Source organism: Aliiroseovarius sp. S1123 (assembly GCF_023015885.1).
In the GTDB taxonomy this organism is placed as follows: domain Bacteria; phylum Pseudomonadota; class Alphaproteobacteria; order Rhodobacterales; family Rhodobacteraceae; genus Aliiroseovarius.
This window is the reverse complement of record NZ_JALKBE010000003.1, coordinates 45,770-62,818: the sequence shown is the minus strand read 5'-3', so window position 1 is coordinate 62,818 and position 17,049 is coordinate 45,770. Positions and strand designations below refer to the sequence as shown.

Here is a 17,049-nt window from a genome sequence, read left to right as displayed (position 1 = left end):
AAACACATGGCCCCCAAAGTTCTCGTATCCGACAAGCTTTCGGAAACCGCCGTTCAGATCTTCCGCGACCGTGGCATCGAAGTCGACTTCGAACCCACGCTGGGTAAAGACAAGGACGCGCTAGCTGCCAGGATCGGCGAATATGACGGTCTGGCAATCCGCTCGGCCACCAAAGTGACCGACAAGATTCTTGAAGCCGCGACCAACCTGAAGGTTGTTGCCCGCGCCGGGATCGGTACCGACAACGTCGACAAAGTTGCCGCATCGAAAGCCGGTGTGATCGTCATGAACACGCCCTTCGGCAACATGATCACCACCGCCGAGCACGCCATCGCGATGATGTTCGCCGTGGCGCGTCAGATCCCCGAAGCCTCGGCCTCGACCCATGCCGGTAAGTGGGAAAAGTCGAAGTTCATGGGGGTCGAGCTGACCAACAAGACGCTTGGTGTCATTGGTGCAGGTAACATCGGTGGCATCGTGTGCGACCGTGCGCTGGGTCTGAAGATGAAAGTGGTCGCTTACGATCCCTTCCTGTCGGAAGAAAAAGCCGACAGCATGGGTGTCGAAAAGGTCGAGCTGGACGAGCTGCTGGCCCGCGCTGACTTCATCACTCTGCACGTGCCGCTGATCGACGCGACCCGCAACATTCTAAGCCGCGAGAATCTGCAGAAAACCAAAGCCGGCGTGCGCATCATCAACTGTGCCCGCGGTGGTCTGGTGGATGAAGAGGCTCTTGCCGATCTGCTGAAATCGGGTCACGTTGCTGGCGCTGCCTTCGACGTATTCGCCGTTGAACCCGCCACCGAGAACCCGCTGTTCAACCTGCCCAACGTTGTCTGCACCCCGCACCTTGGCGCGGCAACGACTGAAGCCCAGGAAAACGTGGCGCTTCAGGTGGCCGAGCAGATGTCGGACTACCTGCTGACTGGTGCCGTTCAGAACGCCCTGAACATGCCGTCGGTCACCGCTGAAGAAGCCAAGGTCATGGGTCCGTGGATCAAACTGGCCGAGCATCTGGGTGCGTTCGTAGGTCAGATGACCGACGAACCGATCAAAGCTGTGAACATCCTTTATGATGGTGTTGCTTCGGAAATGAACCTGAAGGCGCTGGACTGCGCGGTAATCGCAGGCCTGATGAAGCCGCAGACCCCCGACGTGAACATGGTGTCGGCGCCGGTTGTCGCGAAAGATCGCGGCATCAAGACCTCGACCACCACGCAAGCCAAGGGCGGCGCGTTTGATGGTTACATCAAGGTGACCGTTGTGACCGAAAACCGCGAGCGTTCGATCGCGGGTACTGTCTTCTCGGACGGCAAGCCGCGCTTCATCCAGATCAAAGGCATCAACATCGACGCCGAGATCGGTAGCCACATGCTCTACACCACCAACGACGACGTGCCGGGCATCATCGGCACGCTGGGGAAAACCATGGGTGAAAACGGCGTGAACATCGCGAACTTTACCCTGGGCCGTAAGGAAACCGGCGGTGACGCGATTGCGCTGCTGTACGTGGACGACCGGATCTCGGATGACGTGCTGAACACGCTGCGCGACACTGGCCTGTTCAACTCGGTCAGCCCGCTTGAATTCGACGTTTAAGCGTCAATCATACAGTGGAAAGCCCCGGTTCTACGCCGGGGCTTTTCTTTTTGGGGCATATGCTTAGGTTGGCCACAGAAGAAGGAGCACCCCCATGCGCGCCTATGCGATCGGAGACATTCACGGCCATCTGGACAAGCTGGAGGCGGCGCATGCGCTGATCGCGGAAGACCGCGCGCGCTGTGGCGATATGGATGCACCCGTGGTGCATATCGGAGACCTCGTGGACCGTGGCCCGGACTGCAAGGGCGTGGTCCAGTATCTGATCGACGGGCAGGCGCGCGGGGAAAACTGGGTGGTGCTGAAAGGCAACCACGACCGGATGATGGAGATGTTCCTGCGCGAACATCCGATGGTCGATACCCAACTTCTGATCGACCACAATTGGCTACATCCCCGGATCGGCGGGATTGAAACGCTTGCCAGCTATGGGGTCGACGTGCCCGAAGGGATCCGCACCTATCAGCTGCACCCCAAAGCCCGCGCAGCTGTGCCGGAACGCCACCGCGACTATCTGGCAAACCTGCCGTCCAGCTATCGGTTGGGGGATCTCTATTTCGCCCATGCAGGCATCCGTCCGGGTGCCCCTTTGGATCAACAGACCGAGGATGACCTGTGCTGGATCCGCAAAGAATTTCACCAATCAAACGTCGATCACGGCCCGCTGATCGTGCACGGCCACACACCGGTGGACGCGGTCACGCACTATGGCAACCGCCTGAACATCGATACCGGCGCCGGACACGGCAAAGCCATCTCGGCCGTGGTGATCGAGGGGCGCGATGCGTGGGTGCTGGGGGCTGCTGGGCGGGAAGAGGTGGCAAAAGAAAAGCCACTATTCCCTGTATGAGGTGGCGGTATTTATCCTATGTCAGCTTTGCGACTTGGGGCGTTTGTTGACCAGTATGACACCCGCAAAGATGAGTGCGGTAGCTACGTAGTCCCAAACTATGATGACCTCGCCGAGAAACAGCGCTCCGAGAAAGAGAGCAACGACTGGCGGAACATAGGTCAGTGCTGACGCACGCACTGCGCCAAGCCTGCCGATGACATAGTAGTAAAGCACATAGGCCAGTCCCGTTCCCAGGAACCCAAGGCCAAAAACTAAAACCGCGAAAGAGGTCGGCCTATCGAAAAGCAGGCCAAGGCCTGCTTTCTCTGTCACGACCATCAAGATCAACGCTGCAAACCCGAGCTGGTAAGTTGTGAGCGCGGCGGGTGGTAGGTCGAGAGGTGTGACAAACTTACGGGCATAAACAAATGAGACACCAAGGCTGAACGACCCAAGCATCATCCACAACACTCCCAACAAGTAACTCTCGCCGAGCCCCCCGGAGAATGGTTTCGCGATCAGGGTCACGCCAATCAATCCGACAAGCAAACCCAGAACCCGATTGGTGGAGAGTTTCTCTTCAGGCAGAAACAGAACCGCCGCCAGTAGCGAGAAGAGTGGAATTGAAGCACTGACCGCGCCGGCCAAGCCTGATTCCAACAGGGCGGTTCCTTCGGCGAATCCGTAGAAATAGAGCGCTGCAGCAAGACAGGCCATCACGACAAAATGGATGCTATGCCTTAGATGAGATAGCTTTAGTTGTTTAGTGATCAATGCATAGGCCGCAACTGTCAGAAACCCGGCAATGACCCGCACGAGTGCAACTTGCATTGGGGTGACGGCCTCGGTTGACCATTTGATCAAGACAAAATTGGTGCCCCAGATCAGTCCAAGTAAAAGCCAAGCCAGCCCGGCGCGATTGATATTCAAGCTTCCCACCTCAAGCTGACAATTTTGCGATTGCATTTAACGCGCGTTGGAAATCGGGAAGTTCGGTCAATGTAACTTCCTCCAGAACCTGCGCTTGCGCCTTTGCCCAAAAAGGCATGACACGCTCGATTGTGTGTTGTCCCTTTGCGGTGAGTTTTGCGACTTTTGATTTCCCCGTTGGTGCGCTCTTCACCTGTACAGCGGTGCTTTCAACTAGCGGATCGATAGTCCGGTAGAGCGACGTGCGTTCCATCGCGAGATCATCGGCCAACCGTGACAAAGTCATTGGACCATGCCGTTCAAGTGCCCGCAGAATAGAGAGTTGCACGATGCTGATGCCCGTTTCGGACATCGCATCTTGATAGTGTCGAAATAGGACGCGATTTGCCTTTCTTACGGCTGTGAAGATGCATTGATCCATGATCGATCCAATATAGATGTGACTACATCATGTAAATACATCATATGTGCTGAGTTTTGCAAGCATCCTTATCCACAACAAGAAGGCCGAGATTGGTGAATGTGCCGCACTCGTTAGTTTGGACTAAAGCAGGCGTCCACAAAAAAAGCCCCGGTGTTTCCACCGGGGCTTTCTGTTCAGAAAGACGAGGGCTTAGTCTTCGTCTTTTTTCTTTTTCGGCTCAGGAGCAACCTCTTCGCCGGTTTCCTGATCGACAACTTTCATCGACAGGCGAACCTTGCCGCGGTCGTCGAAGCCAAGCAGTTTGACTTTAACTTCCTGGCCTTCCTTCAGAACGTCCGAAGGATGGTTCAGGCGGCGGTTTTCGATCTGGGATACGTGTACCAGGCCGTCGCGCTTGCCGAAGAAGTTCACGAAGGCGCCGAAGTCGACGATCTTCACAACTTTACCGGTATAGATCGCGCCTTCTTCCGGCTCGGCGACGATCGCGTGGATCATCTCGTAAGCCTTGGCGATGGCGTCACCGTTGGGTGATGCGATCTTGATCACGCCATCGTCGTTGATGTCGACCTTAGCGCCCGACACTTCCACGATTTCGCGGATGACCTTACCGCCCGAGCCGATCACTTCACGGATCTTGTCGGTCGGGATGTTCATGGTCTCGATACGCGGTGCGTGCGCCGAGAATTCCTGACGTCCTTCGGTCAGGGCTTTGCCCATCTCGTTCAGGATGTGCAGGCGGCCATCCTTGGCTTGCGCCAGGGCTTTTTCCATGATCTCGGGCGTGATGCCTGCGACCTTGATGTCCATCTGCAGCGAGGTGATGCCGTTTTCGGTACCAGCCACTTTGAAGTCCATGTCACCCAGGTGATCTTCATCACCCAGAATGTCGGTCAGAACAGCGTAGGAACCATCATCTTCCAGGATCAGGCCCATGGCGACACCAGCAACCGGAGCCTTCAGCGGAACAGCGGCGTCCATCATGGACAGCGAGCCACCACAGACCGACGCCATCGAGCTTGATCCGTTCGATTCAGTGATCTCGGAGACCAGACGGATGGTGTAGGGGAAGTCGGTGGCCGACGGCAGAACAGCCTGCAGCGCACGCCATGCCAGCTTGCCGTGACCAATCTCACGACGGCCCGGAGGGCCAAAGCGGCCAACTTCACCAACCGAATAGGGAGGGAAGTTGTAGTGTAGCAGGAAGTTCGACTTGTAGGTGCCGGTCAGCGCGTCGATCATCTGTTCGTCGTCGCCGGTGCCCAAAGTGGTCACTACCAGACCTTGGGTCTCGCCGCGGGTGAACAGGGCCGAACCGTGGGTACGCGGCAGGATGCCAACCGTGCTGTCGATGGCGCGGACAGTGTCCAGTGCGCGGCCATCGATACGCTTGCCGGTTTTCACAACGTCGCCACGCACAACAGCCGATTCCAGCTTCTTCAGAGCGGTGCCGAGGTTTGCGTCCTCTTGCTGCTCTTCGGTCAGCGATGCGATGATTTCTTCTTTGGCGGCAGCAACAGCAGCAACGCGTTCCTGCTTGTCGGTGTTGCCGTATGCGGCGCGGATCTTGTCTTCGCCAGCGGCTTTAACAGCGTCGTACAGTTCCGAGTAGTCAGCAGGCTGGAAGTCGAAGGGCTCTTTCGCAGCGTCTTCGGCCAGATCAATGATCAGGTCGATCACCGGCTGAATCTGTTCGTGTGCGAACTTCACGGCGCCCAGCATCTCGGCTTCCGACAGTTCGTAGGCTTCCGATTCCACCATCATCACGGCGTCTTTGGTGCCGGCCACAACAAGGTCCAGACGCTGGTCCGGGTTGTTGCGCAGATCGTGCATGTCGTCGCAGGTCGGGTTCAGGATGTATTCGCCATCCTCGAAACCAACGCGGCAAGCGCCGATCGGACCCATGAAGGGTGCGCCCGAAATCGTCAGGGCTGCCGAAGCTGCGATCATGGCAACCATGTCGGGGTCATTGACCAGGTCGTGCGACAGCACGGTGCAGATCACCAGAACTTCGTTTTTGAAGCCGGGAACGAACAGCGGGCGGATCGGACGGTCGATCAGACGCGAGGTCAGCGTCTCTTTTTCGGTCGGACGCGCTTCGCGCTTGAAGAAGCCACCGGGGATTTTACCAGCGGCATAGTATTTCTCGTTGTAGTGAACCGTCAGCGGGAAAAAGTCCTGACCGGGCTTTTGCTGGCGCGCGAAGGTCACGTTGGCCATGACAGAGGTCTCGCCCAGAGTGGCGATGACCGAACCGTCGGCCTGACGGGCAACCTTGCCCGTTTCCAGAGTGAGGGTTTCTTCGCCCCACTCCATCGATTTTTTAGTTACGTCAAACATCATGTTTTCCTAGTTGGAAGCACTCCCGGCCCTCCGGGTCTTCCGTTTTCGTGGTGGCCCCATTGCCACCGACCCCTATACCTTTTTCATGCGCCGGGGTCGAAGCGTCACGTCTCAGATGCGTGCGCCTTACAGGAAAACAAGGGGTTTGGAAAGCAAAACCGTTAGCGCTGATGTGCCTGGCTGTGGCGGCGGCGCGGGTGCTTGGTGATGCCAAATGCCTTGCGGGCGGTGACAAGGCGCAGATCCTCGGGGTCCATGCCCATCGACAGGATGGTTTCGCGGTCGAAGCGTTCCCGCGCGACCTGCGCGTCGTGCTTCGTGCCGAACAGCCGGTCGATCCAGTTCATGCCAAAGCTGACGTGGAAGGTCGCCTCGTGATCTTGGAAGTGGTGCGCCAGATGGGTGCGCGTCACGCGCTGCCCGAACCAGCCTTTCGGCACGTTCACATGGGCCAGCGTGTGGCAGTATTCATAGAAGGTGAAGGCGCTGACCGAGCCGACAAACAGGGCGACATATGCAAACAGCGCCGCCGGCCCCAACCCAAGGACGGGCCACAGGACAAGGGTGTGTGCCACGAAGGACAACGTACCAAAGCGCAGCGGATACCAATGATCGCCGCCGGTGAAGAACTCGGGATCGTTCGGGAACTCATGGTGGCCGATATGGCTGCGGTAAAGCTCGTTAAAGACGCCCTGATCGGTGGGCGACTCGCGGTGCAGAAGGAAGCGGTGCATGGCGTATTCGACGAAGAACTGCGCCAGCACGCCATAGGCGATGGCCAGCAAAAGCCACGGGGTGAACCAGAACCCCAGCACAATCAGGCCCGAAAGCCAGAACGGAAACAGCCGTTGCAAGCTGCCCATGTTCATCAGGACGCGGATGGTTTCTTTCATCGTTTTCTCCTCACCTGTGCATAGGGTGAGCGATGACCGCGGGTCATTTCAAGCCAGACCAAACGTAAAGCAGGTGGGATGCCCTTTCTGCGCAGACCCACAAAAGAAAACGCCCGCCTTTTGCAAGACGGGCGTTTCTGTCCGAATGACTCTGGTCTTAGCGACGCAGACCCAGACGCTTGATCAGGTCCTGATAGCGTGCTTCGTCTTTCGCACGGGCGTAGTCCAGCAGCTTACGACGCTGGGCAACCATTTTCAGAAGACCACGGCGGCCGTGGTTATCTTTCTTGTGCGTTTTGAAGTGCTCGGTCAGGGTCGCGATGCGCGACGACAGGATGGCAACCTGAACTTCGGGCGAACCGGTGTCGCCTTCTTTGGTGCCGAATTCCTTGATCAGGCGGTTCTTTTCTTCAGCAGTAATCGACATCGGGGTCTCCTTCATAGGTTAGAGTGGATGGCGCAGGCCGGGATGTCGTCCAGCAAGGCCCATGGAGATACCCGCCATTTTCTGACGGATGGGGGCGTATAGAAGGATTCTGCCTTAAACGCAAAGGAAATCGCCAAGACCCTTATTGCTCGGTCGGCATGACCTGGATTTCCTCGATGATCTGGCTGGCCCAATCGCCCAGTACCGGGATGAAGTCGATGGATCCCAGCATATAGATCACCCAGGACACAAGAATGGTGGCGCCCAGTACGGATCCCAGACCAAACGCCAACCCGCGATACAGTTGAAATAGGCCCAGTTTGAGCAAGCTGTCATGAAGGCGAATGAAGCGGTGGTTGTTCATCCGCTCGACTTCGGCCCGCAGCGCGCGCACCTCTTGCGAGAGCTGTTCCTCGCGTTGGGTCAGCTGGTCTGTCGCGTCACTGTCCTTTTCTTGCATCACTTGATCCTTGTTTTGCGCTGCGGCGCGGGCGTTAACACTTTGTTAACTTTAGGTTTGAATAAACTTGTCCGCAAATACCCGCCAAAGAATGCGTGGTGTTTCATACATTCGCAAGCGGTGATCTACATCATTGTGGTGGATGTTAAGCGGGTAAGTAAAAACAGGCGGCGTATCGAATGCTATTTGGGTTATTGTTTCTAAGCCTCCTGCCGGTGGTAGTGTTGGCGGACAGTTTCACCGATGACGTAAGCAACGGTCCTGAAGGGAACGGCGGCGGTTCCGATGATGACGATGTGGGGGGTGGTATTCTGACCCCCAACGACGGGTTGGGGGACGATGATAGCCCCGACAAAGGTCAGACCTTGCTGGATCAGCTTCTCGGCACCGAAACCGATTTGCATTACGGACGTGAAGACCTGGATAGCTTTGTGGCCGGGACAACCGAACATGTGTTGAGTAGTGGGGACGATGACGTGACCCTTGGCGCATCTGGTGCCGGGGCCGACCCTGGGGCGATCTCGACCTTTCGGGGAACTGCAGTTGTCACGGGCGATGGGCCGGTTGACGTGTATGACGCAGGCGCGGGCAATGACACGATCCGGGCGGGTGATGACGCAGCCTATGTGTTCGGAAATGACGGGGACGACACGATCATTGCGGGCGATGGCGCACTTGCGGCCTATGGCGGGCAGGGTGATGACCATCTGGACGGCTCGGAAAGCATCGACAGCTATCTGGATGGCGGCACGGGCGATGATATTCTGACAGGTGGTGACGGCGACGACCAGCTTTTCGGTGGCGCACACGAAAATCAGCCATCGGGCGATCTGGATTTTACGGACAACGATATTCTTGATGGCGGCGATGGGGATGACATCCTGAAAGGTGGACTTGGAGAGGATTGGCTGCTGGGCGGAGACGGCGATGATGTGATCGATCACTTCGGTCATGCCATGGAAGAAAGCGGCGCCGAGCAGCATGACTATGCCTGGCATAACGACCACGCGTCAGATGTGCTGGATGGAGGGCAAGGCAATGACACCCTGATCTTCGGGGCCTCGGATGTGGCAACCGGGGGGGAAGGCAGTGACATCTTCTGGCTGTACCCTGATGGTGAAGACGGCATGCCGGTGGCGCAGGTCACAGACTTCGAAACCGGCCGCGATTTCTTGCGCATTTCGTTGGACGAGGATGAGGGGCATTCCGATCTGACCTGCGAAGTTAACCCCTCAGACGACGGGAAAGATGGTGTGGTCACTGTGGGCGGGCAGGTGGTTGCCATCCTGCAGGGTGCCCCGGACGCGACCGTGCACGACATCTATGTCGAGCTGCGCGAGAACATTTTTGCCTAGGGTAGGGGCTTAGAACCAGCGTTCGGGTTGCTGGGCATAGGCGATGTACAGCGGATGCTTCGGGTGCCCATCTTTGGTCAGGCCCAAGTGATATGTCGGCAGATTGGTTTGCCGAAGAAGATGCTCTACCTCTGGCCCGCGTAACAAATGCGCGCCATGGGTGCCCCAGCCGCAGATAACCTGATCGGCCCAGGGGCAGCTTTCCAAAATGGCGGCATCGTTCGCCGGACCTACGGGATCCGTTGCTGCCCGCATCTTCCGCGGATCTGTGTCGCGCCATGCAAAAATATTGGTCACCCGAAACGCCCCAAATCCAAGGGTGCGTGCGCGCCGTTCGCAGCGTTCGACCGTCGGGTCGTTTTGCACTTCGGTCGCCGTTGACGGGTTCAACATGATAAACAGCGCCTTGCGCCCAGCGGGCTCCCATACACGCGTCAGCGTATAGCGGTATTTTTCGCAGTCCGAATAAACGGCAGTGGAATGGGCGTCGCCCTTTTGAAATTCGCGCGTGATCATAGATGCTTTCTGGGGCGATACCTAACCCTTGGCAACCCCTTGCGTTGCCACAGGATTGGGCGGAAGGTGAAAGAAAACGGAGCCGACCATGCTGATATCCGAAGTGATCCGTAAGAAACGCGATGGCCAGACCCTGAGCGACGCCGACATTGCCGCAATGGTCGACGGCATCGCCGGGGGCGGGGCAAGCGACGCGCAGGTCGCGGCCTTTGCGATGGCGTCATGGCTGAAAGGGTTGTCGCCGGACGAAACCGCCGCGCTGACCTTGGCAATGCGCGACAGCGGCGATGTGTTCGACTGGCCAGACATGCCCGGCCCAGTGGTGGACAAGCATTCGACCGGCGGTGTGGGTGATAATGTCAGCTTGATGCTTGCGCCCATTTTGGCCGCCTGCGGGGCGTATGTGCCCATGATCTCGGGCCGCGGCCTGGGGCACACGGGCGGCACGCTGGATAAGATGGACGCGATTCCCGGCTATACATCGCAGCCCGACAATGCGCTGTTTGACCGGGTCGTACGTGACGTGGGCTGCGCCATTATTGGCCAGACCGGAGACCTCGCCCCTGCCGACAAACGCCTTTACGCAATCCGCGACGTGACGGCGACTGTGGAAAGCATCCCGCTGATCACGGCCTCGATTCTGTCGAAGAAACTGGCGGCGGGGCTGGAATCTCTGGTGATGGATGTGAAGTTCGGCAATGGCGCGTTTATGTCGAATTTTGACGATGCCCGCGACTTGGCGGCGTCAATCCAGCGCGTTGCGCACTTGGCGGGGCTGCGCTGTCACGCTTTGCTGACCGATATGAACGAACCCTTGGCCGATGCGGCAGGTAACGCCGTCGAGACGCTGAATGCAATTGAGTTCCTGACTGGCACGCGTCGCACAGCTCGGCTGGAGGAGGTCGTGACCGCCCTGTGCGCACAGATGCTGGTTGCCTCGGGTGTCGAAAGCGATGGGGCGGCTGCGAGAACGCGGGTCCGCGCTGTGCTGGAGAGCGGTCGTGCGGCGGAAAAATTTGGACAGATGGTGGCCGCATTGGGTGGCCCGTCGGATATTGTCGAACGCCCCGAAGCTCATCTGGCCAAAGCGCCGGTGATCACCGAACTGAGCGCGACTGAAGCGGGATATGTCAGCGTCATCGACACGCGCGAGGTTGGGCTGTGTGTGGTCGAACTGGGCGGGGGACGCCGCCGTGCAGCTGACAAGATTGACCCGGCTGTGGGCCTGACGCGTTTGGCACCTCTCGGCGCGAAACTGGAAAGAGGAGATCCGATTGCGGTGATCCATGCGGCCTCGGACGCGGATGCCGAGGCCGCGAAGGCGCAGCTGTCTGCGGCCTATCACATCGGGGAGGCACCGACGCCCGGACCTGTGGTCGCCGAAGTTCTGACTTAAGCGCCCGCCCGTGCCGCAGGCACGGGCCACCCCCAACCAGCGCGGCCCGACAGGGCTGGCGCTGGGCGGGAGAACGCCGCCACCAACTTATAGGCCCAGCACGTCCAACATGCTGTATTCACCGGGCTTTTTGTCTTGCCCCCACAGCGCGGCCTTTACGGCCCCACGGGCAAAGATGGCGCGGTCGGTGGCCAGATGGCGCAGCACGATGCGCTCGCCGGGGGCGGCAAACATCACGTCATGCTCGCCCACGATGTCGCCGCCACGCACCGCGTGAAAGCCGATGTCCCCGCGCTTGCGGGCGCCGGTGATGCCGTCGCGGCCCCGGTCCGAGACCTCGGACAGATCCACGCCGCGCCCTTCGGCGGCGGCTTCTCCCAGCATCAACGCGGTGCCGGATGGGGCGTCGACCTTATGGTGGTGGTGGGCTTCGATGATCTCGATGTCGAAGTCTTCATCCAGCGCGGCCGCGACCTTTTTGGTCAGCAGCGTCAGCAGGTTCACGCCAAGGCTCATATTGCCGGCACGCACGATGGTGGCGTGGCGGCCAGCCAGCGCGATCTTTTCCAGATCTTCGTCAGTCAGACCCGTGGTGCCGATCACGTGGACGGCGCGGGCTTGGGCGGCGATCTCGGCCATATCGATGGTGGCGGCAGGTGCGGTGAAGTCGATCACGGCCTGTGCCTTCGCCATGGTTTCCAGCGCGTCATCCGTCACGGCAACGCCGACGGGCTGGCCGCCCATGCATTCGCCTACGTCGCGTCCGACCCAGTCATGGCCGGGGCGCTCCAGTGCCCCCACAAGGCGCGCCTTGTCATTGGCCAGCACCTCTTTGATCAGCATTTGGCCCATACGGCCTGATGCGCCCATCACTACAATGCCCGGCAAATCGCTCATGTCTGGTCTCCGAATTTCGTTTGAGGGTGTCTAACCCGAGTGCGCCCGCTTGGCAAAGCCCTGTTGCGCACAAGCGCATCAAGGAATACATGGCGGATATGGCAAAGAACCGTTTTGAAGACCAACGTGGCCCCAACCAGCGCCAGCTGCGCGTGGCTGAACTGATCCGCCGGACCCTGTCCGAAGCCCTGATGCGTGGTGAAGTGCACGACCCTGACCTGTCGCGCATGTCCATCACCATCGGCGAGGTGCGACTGTCCGCAGACTTGTCGATTGCAACCGTCTATGCGCTGCCCTTGGGCGGCAAGGGCGGGGCTGAGGCCGTGAAGGCTTTGGCGCGCAACAAAGGCGAGCTGCGCCGCATCGTCGGCCGCGCGATCAAGATCAAGCACACGCCGGAGCTGCGCTTTCTGGTGGATGAGACCTTCGACCAGATGGACCACACCCACCGCCTGTTGCAGCAGGAAGAGGTACAGCGCGATCTGCGCAAGTCCGACAGTGACGAGGCCGAAGAAGACTGATGGGACGCCGCAAGAAGGGGCGCGATATCCATGGCTGGCTGGTCGTGGACAAGCCCGCTGGTATCAGCTCGAACGCCGTTGTGAACAAGGTACGTTGGGCGATGGACGCCAAGAAGGCGGGCCATGCGGGCACGCTTGATCCGGAAGCGACCGGCGTTTTGGCCGTGGCTTTGGGCGAGGCGACGAAGACCGTTCCCTATATCACCGACGCGCTGAAAGCCTACGAATTCACCGTGCGTCTGGGGCAGGCGACCAACACCGATGACGCCGAGGGCGAGGTGATTTTGGAAAGCGACGCTCGCCCTTCGGATGAAGATATTCAGGCCGCGTTGGCGCAATTCACTGGCGACATCATGCAAGTGCCGCCGAAGTTTTCCGCCGTGAAGATCGATGGCGAGCGTGCGTATAAGCTGGCCCGCGATGGCGAAGACGTCGAGATCGCAGCCCGCCCGTTGTGGGTTGAGGAACTGGTTATGGTCTCGCGCCCGGATGCTGATCACGTGACGCTGGAAATGACCTGTGGCAAGGGCGGATACGTGCGCTCGATCGCGCGCGATCTGGGCGAGGCGCTGGGCTGTCATGGTCATGTGCGCAATTTGCGCCGAATCTGGTCGGGGCCGTTTGATGCCGAGGACGGTGTGACCATCGAGCTGATCGAAGAACTTGCCAAAACCGGAGAGCTGGACGCCTATCTGCGCCCGCTTGAGGAAGGGTTGCAGGATCTGCCCGAACTGAAAGCCAGCGCCGAGGGCGCGACGCGCTTGAAGCACGGCAATCCCGGCATGGTTCTGTCATCAGACGTGGAATATGGCGATGAAGCCTGGGCGTCTTACGAGGGCAAGGCGGTTGCGGTCGGCACCTATCGTTCAGGCGAACTGCACCCCAGCCGGGTGTTCAACCAGTAACGCTCCCGCGCCTTTATGACCTTGCGGTCAACAGGCTTGGGGGTGGCCGCGCTGACGCGCGGTGAATTTCATGCCTTCGGCGAGGATATTTCTGACAAGAAAATGCGGGCTTGAACCCATCGATCAAAAGTCGATGGCGATGCCTTTCTTTTCCCAATCACCGAAACGCACCGGCTCGGGCCCGTCGCGTCCGCCAAGTTCAGTGGGCAGAGCTTTCGCTTCGGCTTCGGCTTTCTTGCGGCGCTCTTCAGCTTCGGCCAGTGCGCGGATGGCGGCAGGGGGAAGCTCGCGCTTGGGGGTTTCAGGCGCGGCTTCTTTCGATTGGTCGGCCTTGGGGCTATCGTCTGACATGCGGCGCTCCTTGTTTCGGTGTTGGGGATGATATAGGGCGCAAAGCAGCGAAACGCAAAGGACGTGAGATGAGCAACCCGAAAGACGTGCGGCATGTAGTGGTGGACCTTCTGGATGATGTGACCGTTGAGAAGAGGTTGTTGTCCGAGGCATTGCCGAAACGTCTGGCGAAACTGCCGGCCGAGGATCGCGCGCGGGCGCAGCGTTTGGTGATGCAGGCCTTGCGCGGCATGGATCGCTGCGACCGGATGCTTGGGCCGTTTCTGCGCCAGCGTCCTGTGCCGCGTGTGTTGAACATTCTGCGGCTGGGTGTGTCCGAGATCTGCAATGGCGGGGCTGCGCATGGGGTGGTGAATGCCTGTGTCGAGATCGCGAAGGCGCAGGCGGAAACGGAACATGCGCGGGGCTTGGTGAACGCCGTTCTGCGCAAGATCGACCGCGAGAAAGACAAGTGGGACACGCTGCCCATCCCGCGTCTGCCCAAATGGCTGCGCAAGCCGTTGCTGGCGGACTTCGGGAAAGAGGCCGTGGCCGCGATGGAAGCTGCACAGTTCGCAGGTGCTCCGGTCGATTTGACCGCGAAAGGCGATGCGACAGCGCTGGCCGGGGCGGTGAAGGGCGAACTGCTGCCGACGGGATCGGTCCGGTTGGCGGATGCCGGGCAGATCACCAACCTGCCGGGATATGCGGACGGCGATTGGTGGGTGCAGGATGCCGCCGCCGCCTTGCCAGCCAAAGTTCTGGCCGCGCAGACGGGCGAGTCCGTTTTGGACATGTGCGCCGCCCCCGGTGGGAAAACCATGCAGCTTGCGGCAGCTGGGGCCAATGTCACCGCCTTGGATGTGTCTGAAGGCCGCATGAAGCGGGTGGACGAAAACCTGATACGGACCAAACTTTCCGCCGAACTGGTCACAAGTGATGCGCTGGAATACGAAGGCGGGCCGTTCGACGCGATCCTGTTGGATGCGCCCTGTACCGCCACTGGCACCATTCGCCGTCACCCCGACTTGCCCTATGCCAAGGATGGTGGCGAGTTCCCGGGGTTGTTCGAGCTTCAGGAATACATGATCGACCGGGCGTTGGGGCTTCTCAAGCCCGGCGGACGTTTGGTCTATTGCACCTGTAGTCTGCTGATTGATGAGGGCGAGGAACAGGTGCGCGACGCTTTGGCCCGCCACGAGGGGCTGGCGGTTGATCTGAACGCTCTGCGCCTGCCGGGTGTGGATGCCGACTGGATCGGCCCCGAAGGGCTGCGCTTGTTCCCGCATTATATGGCGGATCAGGGCGGCATGGACGGGTTCTTCATCACCTGCCTACGCCGGAAATAATCGCACGCGCTTGATTTCGCCATGACAGGTGCGGGCCGTCTTGGTATGCTTTGCCAAAGCCCACACAGAGGGGCGGGTCAAAATGACCACGAGCAAATGACATGAGGCGAGGCGCGCTGTGGCTCCACAGATCGGTTCTTCCGGGTTAGGCACCCGATTTTCAAATCGTTGGCACGCAAAACGGGCGGCGCGGGCGCGGCCTGCGGCGGGGTTTGTATCGCAACCCGAACCGCGGACCATCGGGTCGTTTGCGCGTGGCAAACAGCTTTTAGCCGGCAATTTCCTGTTCGCAGGGCATCTGGTGAATGCGCCGGATCACATGTTGTGGGACATTCCACCGCCCAATCCTGCATTTATCGAAGAAACCCAAGGTTTTGCTTGGCTGGATGATCTGGCCAGCGTTGGCGACGCCGAGGCACGTGACCGCGCGCAGGAATGGGTGTTTGGCTGGATAGACGCCTTTGGCAACGGACGCGGCGAGGGCTGGACCCCGGATCTGACCGGGCGGCGGCTGATCCGCTGGATCAGCCATGCGCTGTTCCTGATGCGAGGTATGTCGTCCGAGCAAAGCAAGCGATTCTTCCGATCTTTGGGTCAGCAAACCCTGTTTCTATCCCGCCGTTGGCGCGGCGCGACACCCGGCCTGCCGAGGTTCGAGGCTTTGACGGGGTTGATCTATGCCGGGTTCAGCCTGACCGGTGTTGATGTTCATGTGGAGGCCGCCATTCGGGCCTTGGCGCAGGAATGCACCGACCAGATTGATGACCAGGGCGGAATTCCGACCCGGAACCCAGAAGAGCTGCTTGAGGTCTTCACCCTTCTGAACTGGGCCGCCCTGACCCTGCGCGAAAGCGGGCGTGAGCCCGAATCCGCCCATCTGGACGCCATCAACCGGATCGCGCCGACCTTGCGCGCGCTACGGCATGCCGATGGCGGGCTTGCCCGTTTCCACGGCGGCGGACGCGGGCTGGATGGTCGTTTGGATCACGCTCTGGCGAATTCGGGCGTGCGGGCGGGCGTGAACGAAGGATTGGCGATGGGCTATTCCCGTCTGTCCGCCGGGCGCACCAGTGTGATCATGGACGGCGCGCCGCCGCCTGTCGGGAATGCCTCGGCCAATGGGCACGCATCGACCTTGTCGTTCGAGCTGACCTCGGGCCGGCGTCCGGTGATTGTGAATTGCGGATCTGGCGTGCAGTTTGGGCCGGAGTGGCACAAGGCGGGGCGCGCCACGCCATCGCATTCTGTGTTGGGCGTGAAAGGCATGTCCTCTTCGCGGCTGTCGGCGCCGCAAGTGCTGGACGGGATCGCGCGGACGTTCTTGGCGCAGACCCCAAAACAGGTGCCGCTAGAGCGCGTGGTTGGGGTCGGAACCAACGGCGTTGTCGCCGCCCATGACGGCTATGTGGCGACCTACGGTCTGACCCATATGCGCAAGTTGGAGCTGAACGTGTCGGGGCGCGAGCTGTCGGGTGAAGACACGTTGGCAGCCGTCACCGAAGCGGATCAAGAGGTGTTCGACACAGCGCTGGACGACACATCGCTGCAAGGCGTGCCCTTCACCGTGCGATTCCATCTGCACCCCGAAGTCGACGCCACCCTTGATATGGGCGGTACGGCGGTGTCCTTGGCGCTGCGATCCGGCGAGATTTGGGTCTTCCGCTTCGAAGGGCGCGGTGAACTGATGCTGCAAAGCAGCATTTACTTGGAAAAGTCACGCCTGAAGCCGCGAAAAACAAAACAAGTGGTTCTCTCGGGCGTCGCAATGGACTATGCGACACGCATCCGCTGGACGCTAGCCAAGGCGCAAGACACCCCAACGGTTTTGCGTGACCTTGAAACGGGCGACCGGGCGGAGCTGCCAAGTTAACAGAC

Annotated in this window: 17 protein-coding genes; 8 read left to right on the top strand and 9 right to left on the bottom strand. The window is 59.8% G+C overall.

The window, feature by feature from the left end:
• Positions 1 to 6 precede the first annotated feature (6 nt).
• Together serA and MWU53_RS07105 are read left to right on the top strand one after the other, a co-directional pair.
• Positions 7 to 1,599 carry a phosphoglycerate dehydrogenase gene (gene serA / locus MWU53_RS07110; protein WP_247091914.1) on the top strand — a complete coding sequence of 531 codons (1,593 nt, stop codon included), beginning with the start codon at positions 7 to 9 and terminating at the stop codon, positions 1,597 to 1,599.
• Positions 1,600 to 1,693: 94 nt separating this feature from the next.
• Positions 1,694 to 2,449 (top strand): metallophosphoesterase, encoded by a 756-nt coding sequence (locus tag MWU53_RS07105; RefSeq protein ID WP_247091912.1) that lies wholly within the window; start codon positions 1,694 to 1,696, stop codon positions 2,447 to 2,449.
• Positions 2,450 to 2,470: 21 nt separating this feature from the next.
• Here MWU53_RS07105 and MWU53_RS07100 read toward each other — a convergent pair whose 3' ends face one another.
• The 6 genes from MWU53_RS07100 to MWU53_RS07075 all read right to left on the bottom strand — a co-directional run bounded on the left by MWU53_RS07100 (position 2,471) and on the right by MWU53_RS07075 (position 7,905).
• Positions 2,471 to 3,361, bottom strand: a complete 891-nt coding sequence (locus MWU53_RS07100; protein WP_247091910.1) for a DMT family transporter — start codon at positions 3,359 to 3,361, stop codon at positions 2,471 to 2,473.
• 10 nt (positions 3,362 to 3,371) lie between these two features.
• A complete protein-coding gene (locus MWU53_RS07095) occupies positions 3,372 to 3,782 on the bottom strand; it encodes a MarR family winged helix-turn-helix transcriptional regulator (RefSeq protein WP_247091908.1) in 411 nt (136 codons plus the stop codon).
• A gap of 192 nt (positions 3,783 to 3,974) precedes the next feature.
• Positions 3,975 to 6,122 carry a polyribonucleotide nucleotidyltransferase gene (gene pnp, locus MWU53_RS07090; RefSeq protein ID WP_247091906.1) on the bottom strand — a complete coding sequence of 716 codons (2,148 nt, stop codon included), beginning with the start codon at positions 6,120 to 6,122 and terminating at the stop codon, positions 3,975 to 3,977.
• A gap of 164 nt (positions 6,123 to 6,286) precedes the next feature.
• Positions 6,287 to 7,018, bottom strand: coding sequence for a sterol desaturase family protein (locus MWU53_RS07085; protein WP_247091904.1), 732 nt, complete (start codon positions 7,016 to 7,018; stop codon positions 6,287 to 6,289).
• Positions 7,019 to 7,175: 157 nt separating this feature from the next.
• Positions 7,176 to 7,445, bottom strand: coding sequence for a 30S ribosomal protein S15 (rpsO, locus tag MWU53_RS07080; RefSeq protein ID WP_247091902.1), 270 nt, complete (start codon positions 7,443 to 7,445; stop codon positions 7,176 to 7,178).
• 142 nt (positions 7,446 to 7,587) lie between these two features.
• Entirely contained in the window at positions 7,588 to 7,905 is a 318-nt protein-coding gene (locus MWU53_RS07075; protein ID WP_247091901.1) for a DUF5665 domain-containing protein, read from the bottom strand.
• A gap of 179 nt (positions 7,906 to 8,084) precedes the next feature.
• On the opposite strand from MWU53_RS07075, the gene MWU53_RS07070 reads away from it, so the two are divergent.
• Positions 8,085 to 9,260 carry a calcium-binding protein gene (locus tag MWU53_RS07070; RefSeq protein ID WP_247091900.1) on the top strand — a complete coding sequence of 392 codons (1,176 nt, stop codon included), beginning with the start codon at positions 8,085 to 8,087 and terminating at the stop codon, positions 9,258 to 9,260.
• Positions 9,261 to 9,269: 9 nt separating this feature from the next.
• On the opposite strand, the gene MWU53_RS07065 is transcribed toward MWU53_RS07070, so the two are convergent.
• The gene (locus MWU53_RS07065; protein ID WP_247091898.1) at positions 9,270 to 9,776 is read right to left on the bottom strand and encodes a DUF1643 domain-containing protein; all 507 of its coding nucleotides are present in this window, start codon (positions 9,774 to 9,776) and stop codon (positions 9,270 to 9,272) included.
• A gap of 88 nt (positions 9,777 to 9,864) precedes the next feature.
• Between MWU53_RS07065 and deoA the strand changes: the two genes are divergently transcribed.
• Positions 9,865 to 11,172 carry a thymidine phosphorylase gene (gene deoA / locus MWU53_RS07060; protein ID WP_247091896.1) on the top strand — a complete coding sequence of 436 codons (1,308 nt, stop codon included), beginning with the start codon at positions 9,865 to 9,867 and terminating at the stop codon, positions 11,170 to 11,172.
• Between the two features lie 87 nt (positions 11,173 to 11,259).
• On the opposite strand, the gene dapB is transcribed toward deoA, so the two are convergent.
• Positions 11,260 to 12,069 carry a 4-hydroxy-tetrahydrodipicolinate reductase gene (gene dapB / locus MWU53_RS07055; protein WP_247091894.1) on the bottom strand — a complete coding sequence of 270 codons (810 nt, stop codon included), beginning with the start codon at positions 12,067 to 12,069 and terminating at the stop codon, positions 11,260 to 11,262.
• A 98-nt stretch (positions 12,070 to 12,167) separates the two neighbouring features.
• On the opposite strand from dapB, the gene rbfA reads away from it, so the two are divergent.
• Both rbfA and truB read left to right on the top strand, forming a co-directional pair.
• Positions 12,168 to 12,590, top strand: coding sequence for a 30S ribosome-binding factor RbfA (gene rbfA / locus MWU53_RS07050; protein ID WP_247092518.1), 423 nt, complete (start codon positions 12,168 to 12,170; stop codon positions 12,588 to 12,590).
• A complete protein-coding gene (gene truB / locus MWU53_RS07045; protein WP_247091892.1) occupies positions 12,590 to 13,495 on the top strand; it encodes a tRNA pseudouridine(55) synthase TruB in 906 nt (301 codons plus the stop codon). The genes rbfA and truB overlap by 1 nt, the downstream gene beginning before the upstream one ends.
• Positions 13,496 to 13,618: 123 nt before the next feature.
• On the opposite strand, the gene MWU53_RS07040 is transcribed toward truB, so the two are convergent.
• Positions 13,619 to 13,846 carry a DUF1674 domain-containing protein gene (locus MWU53_RS07040; protein ID WP_247091890.1) on the bottom strand — a complete coding sequence of 76 codons (228 nt, stop codon included), beginning with the start codon at positions 13,844 to 13,846 and terminating at the stop codon, positions 13,619 to 13,621.
• Between the two features lie 68 nt (positions 13,847 to 13,914).
• On the opposite strand from MWU53_RS07040, the gene MWU53_RS07035 reads away from it, so the two are divergent.
• Together MWU53_RS07035 and MWU53_RS07030 are read left to right on the top strand one after the other, a co-directional pair.
• Positions 13,915 to 15,174 carry an RsmB/NOP family class I SAM-dependent RNA methyltransferase gene (locus MWU53_RS07035; RefSeq protein WP_247091888.1) on the top strand — a complete coding sequence of 420 codons (1,260 nt, stop codon included), beginning with the start codon at positions 13,915 to 13,917 and terminating at the stop codon, positions 15,172 to 15,174.
• 301 nt (positions 15,175 to 15,475) lie between these two features.
• Positions 15,476 to 17,044 (top strand): heparinase II/III family protein, encoded by a 1,569-nt coding sequence (locus MWU53_RS07030; RefSeq protein WP_247091886.1) that lies wholly within the window; start codon positions 15,476 to 15,478, stop codon positions 17,042 to 17,044.
• Positions 17,045 to 17,049: the final 5 nt, after the last annotated feature.